19 protein-coding genes and 2 pseudogenes are annotated in these 14,133 nt (G+C 67.9%); 8 read left to right on the plus strand and 13 right to left on the minus strand.

The genetic code is table 11. The annotated features are described in order from the left end of the window. Nucleotides 1–56: 56 nt before the first annotated feature. The 4 genes from K254_RS0107775 to K254_RS0107790 form a co-directional block, all read right to left on the minus strand. A complete protein-coding gene (locus K254_RS0107775; protein ID WP_026554887.1) occupies nt 57–419 on the minus strand; it encodes an ArsR/SmtB family transcription factor in 363 nt (120 codons plus the stop codon). A 6-nt stretch (nt 420–425) separates the two neighbouring features. Next, nucleotides 426–1,661, minus strand: a complete 1,236-nt coding sequence (locus K254_RS0107780) for an MFS transporter (protein WP_026554888.1) — start codon at nt 1,659–1,661, stop codon at nt 426–428. A gap of 75 nt (nt 1,662–1,736) precedes the next feature. Further along, nucleotides 1,737–2,261, minus strand: a complete 525-nt coding sequence (locus K254_RS0107785) for a DinB family protein (protein WP_026554889.1) — start codon at nt 2,259–2,261, stop codon at nt 1,737–1,739. A gap of 18 nt (nt 2,262–2,279) precedes the next feature. Further along, the gene (locus K254_RS0107790; RefSeq protein WP_231391782.1) at nt 2,280–2,642 is read right to left on the minus strand and encodes a hypothetical protein; all 363 of its coding nucleotides are present in this window, start codon (nt 2,640–2,642) and stop codon (nt 2,280–2,282) included. Between the two features lie 207 nt (nt 2,643–2,849). Between K254_RS0107790 and K254_RS26140 the strand changes: the two are divergent. The 3 genes and pseudogenes from K254_RS26140 to K254_RS0107805 form a co-directional block, all read left to right on the plus strand. After that, nucleotides 2,850–3,170 (plus strand): annotated as a pseudogene (locus K254_RS26140) (arsenic resistance protein); the annotation flags it as partial. A gap of 61 nt (nt 3,171–3,231) precedes the next feature. Continuing rightward, nucleotides 3,232–3,561 (plus strand): ArsR/SmtB family transcription factor, encoded by a 330-nt coding sequence (locus K254_RS0107800; RefSeq protein WP_026554891.1) that lies wholly within the window; start codon nt 3,232–3,234, stop codon nt 3,559–3,561. Beyond that, entirely contained in the window at nt 3,561–4,319 is a 759-nt protein-coding gene (locus K254_RS0107805; protein ID WP_051389155.1) for a cation diffusion facilitator family transporter, read from the plus strand. Before K254_RS0107800 ends, K254_RS0107805 begins: the two co-directional genes overlap by 1 nt. 77 nt (nt 4,320–4,396) lie before the next feature. On the opposite strand, the gene K254_RS0107810 is transcribed toward K254_RS0107805, so the two are convergent. From K254_RS0107810 to K254_RS22365, 5 genes and pseudogenes are all read right to left on the minus strand, one after another. Continuing rightward, entirely contained in the window at nt 4,397–4,816 is a 420-nt protein-coding gene (locus K254_RS0107810) for an arsenate-mycothiol transferase ArsC (RefSeq protein WP_026554893.1), read from the minus strand. 29 nt (nt 4,817–4,845) lie between these two features. Next, nucleotides 4,846–6,264, minus strand: a complete 1,419-nt coding sequence (locus K254_RS0107815) for an FAD-dependent oxidoreductase (protein ID WP_231391783.1) — start codon at nt 6,262–6,264, stop codon at nt 4,846–4,848. Nucleotides 6,265–6,308: 44 nt separating this feature from the next. Further along, the gene (trxB, locus tag K254_RS0107820; protein ID WP_026554895.1) at nt 6,309–7,283 is read right to left on the minus strand and encodes a thioredoxin-disulfide reductase; all 975 of its coding nucleotides are present in this window, start codon (nt 7,281–7,283) and stop codon (nt 6,309–6,311) included. A gap of 24 nt (nt 7,284–7,307) precedes the next feature. Further along, nucleotides 7,308–7,733: an arsenate reductase ArsC gene (locus tag K254_RS0107825; protein WP_026554896.1), complete on the minus strand. Its 426-nt coding sequence runs from the start codon at nt 7,731–7,733 to the stop codon at nt 7,308–7,310. Nucleotides 7,734–7,892: 159 nt separating this feature from the next. Further along, nucleotides 7,893–8,554, minus strand: a pseudogene (locus tag K254_RS22365) (arsenate reductase/protein-tyrosine-phosphatase family protein). 46 nt (nt 8,555–8,600) lie between these two features. Between K254_RS22365 and K254_RS22370 the strand changes: the two are divergent. Then, entirely contained in the window at nt 8,601–9,341 is a 741-nt protein-coding gene (locus K254_RS22370) for an aquaporin (RefSeq protein WP_051388969.1), read from the plus strand. A 90-nt stretch (nt 9,342–9,431) separates the two neighbouring features. After that, nucleotides 9,432–9,782 (plus strand): ArsR/SmtB family transcription factor, encoded by a 351-nt coding sequence (locus K254_RS0107840; protein WP_026554897.1) that lies wholly within the window; start codon nt 9,432–9,434, stop codon nt 9,780–9,782. A 220-nt stretch (nt 9,783–10,002) separates the two neighbouring features. Here K254_RS0107840 and K254_RS22375 read toward each other — a convergent pair whose 3' ends face one another. Next, nucleotides 10,003–10,308: a hypothetical protein gene (locus tag K254_RS22375; RefSeq protein ID WP_155848475.1), complete on the minus strand. Its 306-nt coding sequence runs from the start codon at nt 10,306–10,308 to the stop codon at nt 10,003–10,005. 317 nt (nt 10,309–10,625) lie between these two features. Between K254_RS22375 and K254_RS0107850 the strand changes: the two genes are divergently transcribed. The 3 genes from K254_RS0107850 to K254_RS0107860 are packed head-to-tail and all read left to right on the plus strand — an operon-like array spanning nt 10,626 to nt 12,252. After that, complete coding sequence (locus K254_RS0107850; RefSeq protein WP_051389156.1) at nt 10,626–11,054, plus strand: hypothetical protein; 429 nt, start codon at nt 10,626–10,628, stop codon at nt 11,052–11,054. Further along, nucleotides 11,048–11,275 carry a helix-turn-helix transcriptional regulator gene (locus K254_RS0107855; RefSeq protein ID WP_026554899.1) on the plus strand — a complete coding sequence of 76 codons (228 nt, stop codon included), beginning with the start codon at nt 11,048–11,050 and terminating at the stop codon, nt 11,273–11,275. Before K254_RS0107850 ends, K254_RS0107855 begins: the two co-directional genes overlap by 7 nt. Before the next feature lie 2 nt (nt 11,276–11,277). After that, the gene (locus K254_RS0107860) at nt 11,278–12,252 is read left to right on the plus strand and encodes an NAD(P)-dependent alcohol dehydrogenase (RefSeq protein WP_026554900.1); all 975 of its coding nucleotides are present in this window, start codon (nt 11,278–11,280) and stop codon (nt 12,250–12,252) included. 32 nt (nt 12,253–12,284) lie between these two features. Here K254_RS0107860 and K254_RS0107865 read toward each other — a convergent pair whose 3' ends face one another. From K254_RS0107865 to K254_RS0107875, 3 genes are all read right to left on the minus strand, one after another. Further along, on the minus strand, nt 12,285–13,202 hold the full coding sequence (locus K254_RS0107865; RefSeq protein WP_026554901.1) for an SDR family oxidoreductase: 918 nt from the start codon (nt 13,200–13,202) through the stop codon (nt 12,285–12,287). A gap of 27 nt (nt 13,203–13,229) precedes the next feature. Beyond that, nucleotides 13,230–13,469 (minus strand): PLD nuclease N-terminal domain-containing protein, encoded by a 240-nt coding sequence (locus K254_RS0107870; RefSeq protein ID WP_026554902.1) that lies wholly within the window; start codon nt 13,467–13,469, stop codon nt 13,230–13,232. A gap of 127 nt (nt 13,470–13,596) precedes the next feature. After that, complete coding sequence (locus tag K254_RS0107875) at nt 13,597–14,019, minus strand: VOC family protein (protein WP_026554903.1); 423 nt, start codon at nt 14,017–14,019, stop codon at nt 13,597–13,599. Nucleotides 14,020–14,133: the final 114 nt, after the last annotated feature.

Raw genomic sequence — 14,133 nt, forward strand, 5'->3', positions numbered from 1 at the left:
GTCGCGGCAGGCCCACCAGCCTATCGGCAAGGCCCACCGCGCCGAAGCCGGGCTGCCTATCCGTGGAGCGGTTCGCCCGTGACCAGATGGTCCGCGTGGTTGAAACCCTCGGCAACCAATCGCGACAGATGCCCGTCACTGATGCTGTAGACCACGCGGCGCCCGTCCTTGCGTGCGGAGACGAGGGAGCTCAGCCGGAGCTTGGCCAGATGCTGGCTCACGGCAGCCCGGTTGGCACCAGTCCTCCCAGCCAGGGATCCGACGTCGGACGGCCCCTGGGTCAGCAGCCAGAGGATGTGCAGGCGGGTCGGATCAGCCAGCATCCGGAACACCGCCGCCGCCGCATCCCGCCGGGGAGCGTCCGGCTCGCCGGGGTGGACGAGGCTTGCTCCGGCTGGGCTGTGCAGTGGTTCGCTCACAGGGGCTCACTTTCCGGAGGGCAGAGACGGCGCCGGTTCAGGAACCGGCGCCTGGCGGGGCCACAACCTCAGGGCGGCTGCGGTTCCCAGTGTAGCCACGACGGCCAGCACGACGGCGGCCACCGGCTGGCCGGCCTGCGCCCCCACCCATCCGGCGATGGGGTAGGTCAGCAGGTAGCAGGCGTGCGACAGTGAAAACTGCGCGGTGAAAAGGTGCTGGCGGTTTGCATCGGTGGAGGCGCGCCGCAGCAGCCGGGACGACGGCGTGTTGACCAGCGACGTCCCCATGCCCAGCACTCCCCACACCAACAGCAGGGCTGGCCATCCGCCGGATCCGGCGGCCACCGCCGCGGCCGCGAAAACAGCCCCCGCTAGGACGGCTCCGCCGCCCAGCATGGCCGCCCGGTCCGTGAAACGGCCCAGTATGCGCGGCATGGCCAGGGCCGCAAGCATAGAACCGGCACCGTAGCAGGCCAGCACCACCGCCACATCCGTGGTGCTCCCGGCGAACCGGTCCCGGACCAACACCACGGTGTTGACCATGACCAGTGCGGTTCCGGCGGCGGCCACCAGGTCCAGCGCCAGCAGTCCGCGCAGCGGCTCTTCCCGCGCGAAGAGCCGCACCCCCACCGTGGTGCGGTGCAGGAACGACCCCGCCCGTGCCGGCGGGGGCAGCTGCGGCAGCCGGGTGGCAGCGACGAGGACCGCGGAGGCGAGGAACCCGGCGGCGGTGCCCAGAAACAAGCCATGGAAGGAAACCACCGTCAACAAGGCGGCGGCCAGGACCGGGCTGGCGAGGGATTCAAGGTCGTAGGCCAGGCGCGACAGCGACAGTGCACGGGTGTAGTCCCGTTCCATCGGAAGAATGGCTGGGATCAGCGATTGGAACGTGGGGGTGAAGGTCGCGGAGGCTGATTGCAGAATGAACACCAGCAGATAGATCTGCCAAGTCTGGTCAATGAACGGAAGCGATATGGCGATCGCGGCGCGCACCAGATCCGCGCCCACCATCACCGATTTGCGCGGAAGATGCTCCACCAGCGCCGCCATGACGGGAGCCACGACCACATAGGCGACCATCTTGATCGCCAGCGCCGTGCCCAGGACGGCGCCGGACTTCTCTCCGGCCAGATCGAACGCCAGCAGCGCCAGGGCCACAGTCAGCAGCCCGGTGCCCAGCAGCGCCACCACCTGGGCGGCGAACAGCCTCCGGTAGACCGGAACCCGAAGCACAGCCAGCATGCGCATCCTCCTCCAACGGTCTTCTTCCGCCAGAGTAGTTCATATGTGCGCAGGTATGCACGTTAAGTATTCGGGTCAGTCGTTTTCGAGGCTGAGCTGCCGGGCGTGGAAGTCGAAATGGAGCGTGGGGTACGCGTAGACGTCAACCAAGGACATCGTCTCTGCAAAGAAGGGATCCCAGCGTGTGGGGAAGTCCATCTCAAGAGCCAGGGACGACGGCGCCTCCCGGGCCAGGCGCCTGGCCAGCGTCCCAGTGGTCCTTTCCAGCTTCCTGGCCATCCGGTTCCGGTTGAAGACCATGCAGGCCCAGCGCGAGCCCCAATAGTTGACGACGTCGAAGGGCCCGGTGGCGGCGTTCAGGGCGCGGGCAAATGCCCTGCCCCAGGGCCGCGGGAGCCGGCCGACGATCTTCACCAAGGGCAGCAGGGCCCTGACCACCATGTAGCCGAAGACCATGTGGAAGAGCAGTTCCTCGTTGGTCCACTTGGTGCCCTTGCTCCCGCGCCGCAGTGCAGCCGGCGTGGCACCCTGCAGATGTGAGTCCAGTTCGCGGGCGGCGCGTTCGTATCCGGCGATGATCTCCTGCCGCTGCACATCCATCAGGTGCCGCCGGCCGGTTCAGACAGTGCGGGCGCTGCGGGCGAGTGCGGCGCGGACGGCGCCGCGCAGGGACTCAAGGGTGGGCAGCCCGCCCAGGCCCTGCGGCGTCGGATAGACGCGGCAGGTCATTGCAGGGGCGGTGGCCACCGGAAACAGATCCGCTCCGTCAATGGTGAAGGTGGGCGACCCGTGGAAGCCCAGGGAAGCGGCGCCTTCATCAGTCACGACTTCCCGGATTGCCAGCGCTGCGGGGTCGGCACCCTCCAGACCCAGGGCTCGGGCAAACAGCCCGGCGGCCGGGGTGGTGTTGGGGCATCCGGAGATGGTGCGCAGTTCAAAGTCCATGTCTACATTCTCCCCGGCGTCGGGAATCCCCACCATTCATTGAGGCAAGGCCAGCCCGCCTAGCATGGAGACGGTCAAGACCCAGAACCTCGTGGCGTGGATGGAACACCGGCAGATCGGCCTCTACCTGGCAGTCATCCTTGCCGGCGGGGCAGTCGGAATCCTGGCACCCGGCTCCGCCGGGCCGTTGGAGCGTGCCATCAACCTATTCCTCGGGCTGCCGCTCTACGCGAGGGCCGTGCGGTCGTGGGAGTCGGCGAGGAACTCGGCACACTGCTGGCCGTCGTTCCGCTCTTTGCAACGTTTCTGCTGGTGATGGTCCCACTGGGACTGCTCGCGGCCAAACCGGCAGACCTAGATGGTGCCGCCACCCGCGCTGTGGTCTTCAGCGGTGCGACCCGCAATTCCCTCGTGGTGCTGCCGCTGGCCCTGGCGCTGCCGGCGCCGTTGGCCCTGGCCGCCCTGGTCGTGGTCACCCAGACCTTCGTCGAACTCCTCGGCATGGTCCTCCTGGTGCGGTTCCTGCCCCTGGCCACCCGCCGGGAACGCGCCCCCGCCGTCTGAACCAGATACCCTTGGGGATTCATCATCTTCTGAATACACAAAATCGTGTATATTTTGGCCTATGGAAACCATTACCCACTCGGCTGTACTGGGCCGGTTCGGCCACGCCCTCTCGGATCCCAAGCGGGCACGCATCCTGCTGACGCTCCGCGACGCTCCGGCCTACCCCTCCGAGCTGGCCGACGCCCTGGGCATCAGCCGCCAGAACCTGTCGAACAACCTCGCCTGCCTGCGCGGGTGCGGCCTCGTCATCGCCGTCCCCGAGGGCCGGCGGACCAGGTACGAGCTGGCCGATGCGAAGATCGGACACGCCCTGGCAGACCTCCTGCAGGTTGTCCTGGCCGTGGATCCGCAATACTGCGCCTCCGCCGCCGACGAGGGGTGCTGCTGATGGCCGCCACCAACCTGCCTGGGCCGGTGGAACCAACCATGGGCCGCCGGGAGATTCTGAACCGCCGCATCCGCCTGTTCGCCGCGGCCACGATCACCTACAACGTCATCGAAGCCGTCGCGGCACTGTGGGCCGGTGGGGCCGCGGATTCATCAGCACTGATCGGCTTCGGGCTGGACTCCGTGATTGAGGTGGCCTCCGCCGTCGCCCTGTCCTGGCAGTTCTCCGCCAAGGACCCCGAGAAGCGCGAGCACCTCACGCTGCGGATCATCGCGGTGTCCTTCTTCGCCCTGGCGGCCTTCGTCGCCGTCGACGCCGTCCGCTCCCTGGCCGGCGGCAGCGAAGCGCAGCACTCCGTCCCCGGCATTGTCATTGCGGCCCTGAGCCTGGCAATCATGCCGGTGCTCTCTTGGGCCCAGCGCCGGGCCGGGCGCGAGCTCGGCTCCCGGACGGCCGTCGCCGATTCCAAGCAGACCCTGCTGTGCACATACCTCTCCGCAGTGCTGCTGGCAGGGCTGGTGCTCAACAGCACCCTGGGCTGGTCGTGGGCCGACCCGATCGCGGCCCTTGTCATCGCAGTGATTGCAGTACGCGAGGGCATCAACGCCTGGAAGGGCGATGTGTGCTGCACCATTCCCCCCACGGGTGCGGATGCAGGCGCGCAGGCGGGTCCGACTGCGGATGGCTGCTGCGCCGGATGCACCCCCGACCCCGGACAGCAAACCGTCAGCCTGGGCATGATCCGCAGGCCCGACTAGCCCCGAGGTGGCTGGGTACGCATCGAGAGGGTCCTCCGTGCCCGCCGGCCAGGTTGGTGCTGTCCGATCCATGGTTTTCAGGCGGTGGCTGCCTTGAGCTCGGCGGCCAGTTCCCGGACCCGCGCCTGGATGTCGTCACGGACGAGCCGCATCCGCTCCATCCCGCCGATGCCTCGTTCGGAGGGTTCATCGGTGTCCCAGTTGCGGATCTCAATCCCCGGCACGGGGTCGACGACGGCCTCCCGGCCGAGGGTGATGATCAGGGAGACGCCGGCCAGCAGGTCGGCGGTGATGGGCTTGGTGTGCTCGACAGTGGTGTCGATGCCCAGCTCGGTCAGGGCTTCGACGGACTCCGCATTGAGGCTCTTGCCCGGCTTGGTGCCAGCGGTGCGGACGGTGATCGCCTCGCCTGCCGTGTGGCGCATGAGCCCGCCGGCCATTTGGGACTTGCCGCCGTTCTTGGAGCAGACAAAGAGGACGCCTGGTGTGGTGGTCATGGTTGCGGTGCCTTTCCTAGGCGCGGTGGTTAGTCGGTGAGGGTGCCGGAGCGGCCGTGGGCAAGTCCTGTGGGGAATCCGATCAGCACCGGCCCGGGGGCGGCGCAACAGGAATCGGCAGCATCTTCGGAACCAACGGCAGTAGCGGTCGGGGCGTCGCAGCTGCCACCTAGATCGGTGGTGCAGACGCCGGTTTCGGGCAGCTCCAAGTGGACGGCGTCGGCCGCCTTCTCGTCGCCGGCCAGGGCGGCGGCGATGGAGCGGACCTGCTCGTAGCCGGTGGCCAGCAGGAACGTCGGGGCGCGGCCGTAGGACTTCATGCCGGCAAGGTAGAAGCCCTTCTCCGGGTGGGCGAGCACCTTGGCTCCGTGGGCAGGGACGGTGCCGCAAGAGTGGAACTCCGGATCGATCATGGGGCCGAGCTCCCGGGGAGCCTCAACCGCCGGGTCAAGGTCCAGCCGGAGCTCGCGCAGGATGCCCAGGTCCGGGCGGAACCCGGTGGCGGGGATCAGCAGGTCCACGTTCAGGGTCACGGGCCCGTTCGGAGTGTCGCCGGTAACGAGAAGTGAATCACCGGTGGTGAAGGCGGTGGTCGTGAAGGAGGTGTACAGCTCGATGTGCCCGTCCTCGACGAGCTGGCGCAACCGGGCGCCGAGCTGGCCCCGGGCGGGCAGACCGTCGAGGTCCCCGCCGCCATAGAGGCGGCTGGTGTCGGCTCCGCGGACGGCCCAGCTGACCCGGGTGCCGGGCTCGTTCTTGGCCAGCTGGCCCAGCGCGAGCAGGGTGTTGGCCGCGGAGTGGCCGGCACCGATGACCAGGACGTGTCTGCCGGCAAATCGGGCGCGGTCCGCCCCGGTGACGTCGGGCAGCGGCCCGGTGATGAACCCTGCAGCCGCCGCTTCTGCCTCGCCGGGGGCGGGCAGGCCGGCCTGGCCGAGCGGGTTCGGCTGGGACCAGGTGCCGGAGGTGTCGATGACCGCACGCACCAGGTGGTCCGTGGCGGCGCCGTCGGCGGTGCGGACGCGGACCAGGAAGGGTCGTTCGTCGCGGCCGATGGAGTGGGTCTTGTCCATGCCCATGCGGCTGACGGCGGTGACGGTGGAGGAGGTGTGCAGGACCGTCTTGATGGCCGTGATGGCGGCCAGCGGTTCAAGGTACTGCTCCACGAGCTCGTGCCCATAGGGAAGGGATGTCAGGCGCGGTTCAACCCAACCGGTGGGTTCGAGGAGGCGCCGGGAGGCGGGGTCGATGTTGTGCCGCCATGGGGAGAACAGCCGGATGTGTCCCCACTGCCGGATGGCCGCGCCAACGTCGTCGCCCTTTTCGAAGATGAGGGGTGTGAGGCCGCGTTCGATGAGATGGGCGGCCGTGGCCAGGCCAACGGGGCCGGCGCCGATGACCGCGACCGGGAGGTCGTTGCGTCGTTCCGTCATGTGCTGTTCCGTCATGGTCGTCATGTCCTTGGGTTGTCCACTGTCATCCGCCGTGGTTCTCAGGAGTGCGTGGGTTCTTCCACCAAGGCGGTGGCGATGCTGTCGGCATCCGCCAGAGCGGCCAGGTAGCGCTCGGCGTCCAGGGCCGCGGCGCAGCCGGTGCCGGCGGCGGTGATGGCCTGCCGGTAGCGGTGGTCCACCGCGTCTCCGCAGGCAAACACGCCGGAAAGGTTGGTCACCGTGGTCGGGGCGTCGACCACGATGTAGCCGTCTCCGTCCAGGTCGATCTGGCCGGCAACCAGGCCGGTGCGGGGCACATGTCCAATGGCGACGAAGATGCCGGTGGCCTCCAGCTCCCGGGCCGCCCCGGTGGCCGTGTCCGTGACGGTTACACCTGTCACCTTGGTCTCGCCGTGGATGGCAGTGACCGCCGTGTTGTAGGCAAAGCGGATCTTGGGGTTGTCCTTGGCGCGCTGGGCCATGATCTTGGAGGCGCGCAGCTCGCCGCGGCGCACGACCACGGTGACGGATTTGGCGAACCGGGTCAGGAACGTTGCCTCCTCCATGGCCGAGTCGCCCCCGCCGACGACGATGATGTCCTGGTCGCGGAAGAAGAACCCGTCGCAAGTCGCGCACCAGGAGATGCCGTGGCCGCTGAACTTCTTCTCCTCGGCCAGACCCAGCTCCTTGTAGGCGGAGCCGGTGGCCAGGATGACGGCCGGGGCTTCGTACCTGTCCCCGGCGCCGGTCGTGACGGACTTGAGGTGGCCGGTGAGGTGGGCCTGCACGACGTCGTCGAAGATGACCTTGGCGCCGAAGCGTTCGGCCTGCTGCTGCAGCCCTTCCATGAGGTCCGGACCCTGGATGCCGGTGGGGAATCCCGGGAAGTTTTCCACCTCGGTGGTGTTCATCAAGGCACCCCCGGCGTCCACGGCGCCGGCGATGACGGTCGGGGCCAGGCCGGCGCGGGCGGCGTAGATGGCGGCGGTGTAGCCGGCGGGGCCGGAGCCGACGATGATGAGCTGTTCAGTCATGGTGGTTTTCCTTCGCCGGTGGGGCTAGTTGGTGGCAGGGACCAGATCGGCAATAAGCGCCTGGATGCGGGCCTTGATCTCGTCGCGGATCGGGCGCACCGACTCCACACCCTGGCCGGCCGGGTCTTCGAGCTCCCAATCCTCGTAGCGCTTGCCGGGGAAGATCGGGCAGGTGTCGCCGCAGCCCATGGTGATGACGACGTCGGACTCCTTGACGGCCTCAACGGTGAGGACCTTGGGGATCTCGGCGGACATGTCGATGCCCTCCTCGGCCATGGCTGCCACGGCGGCGGGGTTGACCGAATCGGCCGGGGCGGAGCCGGCGGAGCGGACCTCGATGGCCCCGTTGGAGAGGGCGGTGAGGTAGGCGGCGGCCATCTGGGAGCGGCCGGCATTGTGGACGCAGACAAACAGGACGGAGGGCTTCTTGGCGGTTCCGGTGGTGTTCATGGGGTTCTCCTGGAATCGGTGGGGTGGTGGGATTCGGTCTGGTTGGGACGTGGAGCCCGCACCCTTGCCGCACGGCCTGAATATTGATGTCTATCAATATATGGAGTATTGACCAGTACATTGATGACTGTCAATATTTAGCCCGGGGCATGTGCGGTTTCAGGCGGCGTGGAGGCGGGTGGCGAGGTCGTCAACCCGGAGGGCGATGTCGGCATAGGCCTCCTCGAAGGCCTCCTCGGTGTTTCCGGGATGGACCAGTGGATGCCGTGCAGGCCAGGGAGCTCCTCGTGGGCGTTGTCGCACACGGTGACAAGAAGATCCGCCTCCCCGGCCACGTCGTCCAACCGGCGGGGCGCCAGATCGGCCAGCTCGAGGCCGTGGAGGCGGGCGACATCGATGGCACCTTGGGCGATGCGCGGCGCGGGGTGCGTTCCGGCCGACGACACGGGGATGTCGCTGGCCCGCTGCCAGAGGGCTGCGGCCAGTTGCGAGCGGGCGCTGTTGCGCGTGCAGACGAACAGGACGCGGCGCACTCCCTGCTCTTGACCGGGCACCAGCCCATCCAGTGCGCCGGAGGCGAGGTGGATGTAGCTGCGGCGCTTGTCGGCTTCCGAGCGGTGGCGGGTTGCCAGCCTGGCATCCTCCAGCGTGCGCAGATGGTGGGAGAGCAGATTGGAGGACATGCCGAGTTCGGACTGCAGCTCCGTCGGGGACAGATCCCCGAGGGTCAGCAGGTCCACGATGCGCAGCCGTGCAGGATCCGCAAGGGCGGCATGCTTGGCGGCCCGCACCTGAAGGGCGTTGGTTTGCTCAGTATTCATTGCCTCAATCTTGACTGAGGTAAATTCATCCGTCAAGCTGGTGCCCATGACTTCATTCCAGCCGCCCTTGTGGCGCCGCGCCGTCGCAGAACTGATCGGCACCGCCCTGCTTGTTTCCATCGTCGTCGGCTCAGGAATCGCCGCACAGCAGCTCTCCCCCCACGACGTTGGCCTGCAACTGCTGCAGAACAGCACGGCAACGGTGCTGGGATTGACGGTGCTGATCCTGATCTTCGGACCCGTGAGCGGCGCGCACTTCAACCCGGTGGTCTCGGCCGTCGACTGGATCCTGGGCCGGCGCAGCAGCTCCGGGCCGACCCTTCGCGACCTCGGCGCCTACGTGGCGGCGCAGACTGTGGGTGCAATCGGTGGCAGCGTTCTCGCGAACGCCATGTTTGACGTGGGCACCTCCATCTCGGGGACCGACCGCGCCACCGGCGGGCACCTGCTGGGCGAGGTCGTCGCCACGGCAGGGCTGATAGTGCTGATCTTCTCCCTCGCAGCCACCAACCGGGGCACCCTCGCGGCCCCGGCAGTGGGCGCCTACATCGGCGCCGCCTACTGGTTCACGTCCTCGACGTCGTTCGCGAACCCCGCCGTCACGGTCGGCCGCATCTTCAGCGACACGTTCGCCGGCATCGCACCTGCCTCCGCCCCTCCCTTCATACTCGCCCAGCTGATCGGCGCCGCCGTGGGACTGGGCCTCCTCACCCTCCTGTTCCCGCCGGCGTCGCGCGCCGCGGGCGGCGCCGCACGTCCGCGCACCCTGGAATCGACCGGTTCATAGACCCCGGGCCGGCCCATGGAGGCCGGCCGGGGCCGGACACCCACAGGGCGCATACATTGATGGTGGTCGATATTCGGGCATAATGGGTGTATGAACGCACTGCCTGCAGTCGAGACGGTCCCGGATGACAGCCGCTGCGCCCCGGCGGTGCCGCCGGCGCTGGGTGCCAGCGAGGCGAAGCGCAGGGCCATAGTCTTCAAGGCCCTGGCCGATCCGAACCGGCTGCGGCTGCTCTCCATCGTCAAGGCCGAGCCCTCCGGCGCAGCCTGCGTCTGCGATCTGACCGAACCGCTTGACCTTGGCCAGCCCACAGTGTCCCACCATTTGAAGATTCTGGTCGACGCCGGGCTGCTGTCACGGGAGAAGCGCGGAACCTGGGCCTACTACTCCCTGGTCCCCGGCGCATTAGAGAGCGTCTGCGCAAGCATCCTGGCCCTGTGACAGGCGGCATCCGGGAAATGGCACCCGACGGCTAGGGTGCCCTCGAGCGGACCTGCGCCGAAAACACTCCCAGCCCGGCCCTGCGCGACAAGGCCGGCTTCCGGCGGATCGGCCGCAGGGAACGCATTGCCCAGATCGCCCACGGCCCCTGGTCCAGGCAGTGGAGGGACACCATCCCGGTGGAACGGCGCCTCTAGCGCGCCTTGGGCCAAGGGGCGGTCTAGGCGCGCTCCTGAGTGACTCGCCGCTCATGGGTCTCGCCAAAGGGGACGTCGCGGCTGACGGCAACCATGTAGGTGGTGTAGCTGTGCTGGGTGACCAGGATGCCGTGCCGGCGCTCGCGCATGGCACCGGTTCGGACAATTTCTTCGGCGGTGTTGAGGTCGCTCTCGAGGGTGTGGGCGTCGTGGGCGGTGACTTCAAGAACAAGGTCGGAATGGTGCTTGATCATCATGGTCTCCATTGGTGGTCTGCCGGGAATGCCGACGTCGTCAGGGTCATGGGCCGTGGATGCCGGGAAGGGCATGCAGCGCCTGGGAGGAAATGGTGGTTCATGGGGTGCCCGGCATTCTCTGATGGGGCTCTGGCCGGCCGTGGTGTCCGGCGGGCTGGATCGGGAGATTCGCTCTTCCCGTGGATCCGCCCCCAGTCTCCGCGACAGGACCCCGGCAGGCAATAGCTGCCGCCATGTTTCCCGCCAATGGCGGCGTGTCCCGTGCGCGACACGCCCTTGTACACCTGGCGGCAACATTCGATGTAAAACATCATTGACACCAAGTCTGCTCGGCTTTACATTGAAAATGTAAGGTTTCTTTTACATGGTTCGTCGACGTGGGAGTCCAGATGTCATCCGAAGAGAAGAGCGCGTGGGTCATGCTCGTGGTCACGGTCGGCGCCTATGCCGTCTATCTCGCCGTCGTTCTGGGCCAGGCCTCGGGGACGGCGCTGGCCGAGGTCCACTACATTCCCGCCATGCTCTGGAGCATCGGCGGCGCCATCGTAGCGGCAATCGTGCTGAACACCTTTGCCGGCATCGGCTCCCCGAAGGGCGCCGCCCGCAAGGACCAACGCGACAGGGAGATCTACCGCTTCGGTGAAACCGTGGGGCAGTCCTTCGTGGTCATCGGCGCCGTGGCGGCACTGGCCATGGCCATGCTGGAACTCCCCTATTTCTGGATTGCCAACGCCGTGTACCTGGCGTTCGTCCTCTCGGCCATCCTCAGCTCCATCGCCAAACTGGCTGCCTACCGGGGAGGCCTGCCGACATGGTGAAGGCCACCCGCGTCACCAACCAGATCCGCCGCCTGCGCTTTGACCACGGCGAGATGACCCAGGCCGAGCTGGCCGAGCGCACGGGCGTCACCCGCCAGACCATCATCGCCATCGAACAGGGCAAGTACTCCCCCTCGCTTGAAATGGCGTTCCAGATCGCCCACGTGTTTGGTGTGGCGCTCGACGAAGTATTCCAATACCCCACCACCAAAGAGGCATGACAATGAAGGCGATCATTCAGGACAGCTACGGAGAATCGATGGTGCTCCGTCTCGACGACGTCGAGAAGCCGGCGGTCGGTGCCGACGACGTCCTCGTGCGGGTACGCGCGGCAGGAGTCGATGCCGGCGTCTGGCATCTGATGGCGGGGAAGCCCTACCTGGTGCGCCTGCTTGGATTCGGGCTCCGCCGCCCCAAGGTCCGCGTCCGCGGGCTGGATCTGGCTGGCACCGTGGCCGCCGTCGGTGCCAACGTGACCCAGTTCCGCGAGGGCGACGACGTGTTCGGAACCTCCTTGAACGGGACGTTCGCGGAGTATGCGATCACCACCGCCGGGAAGCTCGCGCCGAAGCCCGCAGGCCTCAGCTTTGAGCAGGCGGCTGCGGTGCCCGTCTCCGGCTGCGCGGCACTCCACGGGCTGCGCGACGTCGGCGGCCTCAAGTCCGGACACAAGGTGCTGGTCCTCGGCGCCGGGGGCGGCGTCGGATCCTTTGCCGTGCAGATCGCCAAGGCCATGGGCGCCGAGGTGACGGGCGTCGCCAGCACGGCCAAGGTGGAGTTGGTGCGCACCCTTGGCGCCGACCACGTCATTGACCGCACTACTGACGACTTCGCCGCCGATGGCCGGATCTACGACGTCATCCTCGACACCGCCGGCAACAACCCACTCTCGCGCCTGCGGAGGATTCTGGCACCGCAGGGGACGCTGGCCATTGTTGGCGGCGAAGGCGGCGGGCGCTGGCTGGGCGGCTTCCAGCGCCAGCTCGGCAGCGGCCTGGCCTCCCTGGCCACCGGGCAGAGGCTGCGTGCGCTCATGTCCTCCGAATCAACCCAGGACCTCGCGGACCTGCGGGAGCTGATCGACGCCGGCAAGCTCACACCTGCCGTCGACAAGACCTACCCGCTGGCCGCGGCGGCCGAGGCCATCGACGACGTCCACGCCGGACGGACGCTCGGCAAGGCTGTCATCACCATCTGACGCTGGCCCCCGCTGAATGCGCCAAGCAGGCGTCAGCGGTAGCCGGCGGGATCCGGGGGCAGGCCAAGGTCCTGGATCTCGGCCATGTAGCGCCAGCAATCCGGTTGGGATCCGTCCACGTCCGTGAAGCCGTAGTCCTTGGCCAGCCCGCCACTGGAGAAGGAACCGGCGTTGCGGCGGTGGACCTCGGGGTCCGCCGCCAGCGCGGCAACGGCCCGTCCCACGAAGCGCGGCGATTCCGAGATGGCGGCGAAGTGCGGTTGGACGGCCGCTGCGTCGCGCCAGTTCTCCTCGGTGACCCCAAAATGTTCCAGCATCATCTCCGACCTCATCCAGCCGGGCGTGAGGGCCACGGCCGTGCCGCCAACCTTGGCGAGTTCATGCCCCTGGGTGAACGCCAGGCGCAGGGCGGCGGTTTTGGCCAGATCGTAGAAGACCGACAGCCGGTAGTGGGAGGCGTTGTACTCGCGGGTGCCGTCGGTCATCTCGACCACCAGGCCGCCCGGGGTCCGCGTCAGGAGCTTGAGGGCGAAGTGGCTGGTGGTCAGGTGGGTCTCGATGCCCAGGCGAAGCATCCGCAGCCCGCCGGCCAGATCGTGCTCCCAGAGCGGTACGTCCCACTCGATGAGGTTCTCGCCGCCCCAGATGTCGTTGACCAGCAGGTCCAGCCGGCCCTGTTCGGCGTCGATCCGTTGGATGAGCGCCTCGACGGCGTGCGGATCCAGATGGTCGACGGCGACGGCGATGCCGGCTCCCCCTGCGGCCGTGACCAGCTCGGCCGTCTCCTCAATGGTCTCCGGCCTGTCGTACTCCGATCTCCGGCCCCGGGTGCTCCGGCCCGTGCAGTAGACCGTGGCGCCTGCCTCGCCCAGCGCGACAGCCGTGCCCCGCCCGGCTCCGCGCGTGGCCCCAGCCACCAACGCAACCCGTCCCCCCAGCGGCGCCGTCACATCCGGCCCCCGGCCGGGCCGCGGCGCCTAGCCATGCTGGGCTCCGCCCGGACGCCGCCGTCCGAACAACCAATAGCAGATGGGCCCAATGGGATTGATGAACAGGACCGCGCCCCACAGCCCCTTGTTGCCGTTGACCTCCGTGGCAGGCCGGCGCACCAGGTCAACCATCGACACCGCCAGAGCCACGAGTTCCACCACCCCCGCCACGGCAACCATCCGCTGCTTGCGCGGGCTCAGGTCTTTCCACTGCATCTTGCGTTTCATGGCGGTCCTTCCAGGGTGGCGGAACTGCTGACATGACCATTCTGCACCCGCGGGCTCCGCTGGGTGCCTGAAGGATGTGGCCCCGCCGGAGTTCCGGCGGGGCCGCATCCTTCAGTTGCTCAGACTGCTACTGCCCGGGCTGCTCGCCGGCGATGTTGACCAGCCAGCCGATGCCGAACTTGTCCTTGCACATGCCGAAGGTGTCGCCCCACGGCGCCTTCTCCAGCGGTACAGAGACCTCGCCGCCGTCGGAGATCTTCTCCCAATAGCCGCGAAGTTCCGCCTCGTCCTCACCGCTGAGCGAGACGGTGATGTTGTCACCTGGGTTGTAGGACATGGCGGCGGGCGTGTCGGCGCCCATCAGGGTCAGCCCGGCCGGCGTCTCCAACTGGGAGTGCATCACGAGGTTCTGCTCAGCGGGATCCTCGCTGGCGTGGTAGTCGCCGAAGGTGCTGATGGTGAGCTCGCCGCCGAAGACGGACTTGTAGAATTCCATGGCGTCGCGGGCGGTGGTGCGGAAGCCGAGGTAAGGGTTCAGGCGTGTGGTCATGACGTATTCTCCTGGCTGGTTGGATGGGTGGGGGTGCCACCAACGGTCATGCTAACAGCGGCCCCCGACAGCGCAATAGGCGTGGCGGTGGAAAGGGCTGTGTGCCCTCGCCTG

The organism is Arthrobacter sp. 35W, assembly GCF_000482545.1.
Taxonomy (GTDB): domain Bacteria; phylum Actinomycetota; class Actinomycetes; order Actinomycetales; family Micrococcaceae; genus Specibacter.

Coding starts and splice junctions, on each gene's coding strand:
- K254_RS0107780 (WP_026554888.1), bottom strand. CDS start 1,661: ATGCTGGCTGTGCTTCGGGTTCCGGTCTACCGGAGGCTGTTCGCCGCC.
- K254_RS0107785 (WP_026554889.1), bottom strand. CDS start 2,261: ATGGATGTGCAGCGGCAGGAGATCATCGCCGGATACGAACGCGCCGCC.
- K254_RS0107790 (WP_231391782.1), bottom strand. CDS start 2,642: ATGGTGGGGATTCCCGACGCCGGGGAGAATGTAGACATGGACTTTGAA.
- K254_RS0107800 (WP_026554891.1), top strand. CDS start 3,232: ATGGAAACCATTACCCACTCGGCTGTACTGGGCCGGTTCGGCCACGCC.
- K254_RS0107805 (WP_051389155.1), top strand. CDS start 3,561: ATGGCCGCCACCAACCTGCCTGGGCCGGTGGAACCAACCATGGGCCGC.
- K254_RS0107810 (WP_026554893.1), bottom strand. CDS start 4,816: ATGACCACCACACCAGGCGTCCTCTTTGTCTGCTCCAAGAACGGCGGC.
- K254_RS0107815 (WP_231391783.1), bottom strand. CDS start 6,264: ATGACGGAACAGCACATGACGGAACGACGCAACGACCTCCCGGTCGCG.
- trxB (WP_026554895.1), bottom strand. CDS start 7,283: ATGACTGAACAGCTCATCATCGTCGGCTCCGGCCCCGCCGGCTACACC.
- K254_RS0107825 (WP_026554896.1), bottom strand. CDS start 7,733: ATGAACACCACCGGAACCGCCAAGAAGCCCTCCGTCCTGTTTGTCTGC.
- K254_RS22370 (WP_051388969.1), top strand. CDS start 8,601: ATGACTTCATTCCAGCCGCCCTTGTGGCGCCGCGCCGTCGCAGAACTG.
- K254_RS0107840 (WP_026554897.1), top strand. CDS start 9,432: ATGAACGCACTGCCTGCAGTCGAGACGGTCCCGGATGACAGCCGCTGC.
- K254_RS22375 (WP_155848475.1), bottom strand. CDS start 10,308: ATGCCCTTCCCGGCATCCACGGCCCATGACCCTGACGACGTCGGCATT.
- K254_RS0107850 (WP_051389156.1), top strand. CDS start 10,626: ATGTCATCCGAAGAGAAGAGCGCGTGGGTCATGCTCGTGGTCACGGTC.
- K254_RS0107855 (WP_026554899.1), top strand. CDS start 11,048: ATGGTGAAGGCCACCCGCGTCACCAACCAGATCCGCCGCCTGCGCTTT.
- K254_RS0107860 (WP_026554900.1), top strand. CDS start 11,278: ATGAAGGCGATCATTCAGGACAGCTACGGAGAATCGATGGTGCTCCGT.
- K254_RS0107870 (WP_026554902.1), bottom strand. CDS start 13,469: ATGAAACGCAAGATGCAGTGGAAAGACCTGAGCCCGCGCAAGCAGCGG.
- K254_RS0107875 (WP_026554903.1), bottom strand. CDS start 14,019: ATGACCACACGCCTGAACCCTTACCTCGGCTTCCGCACCACCGCCCGC.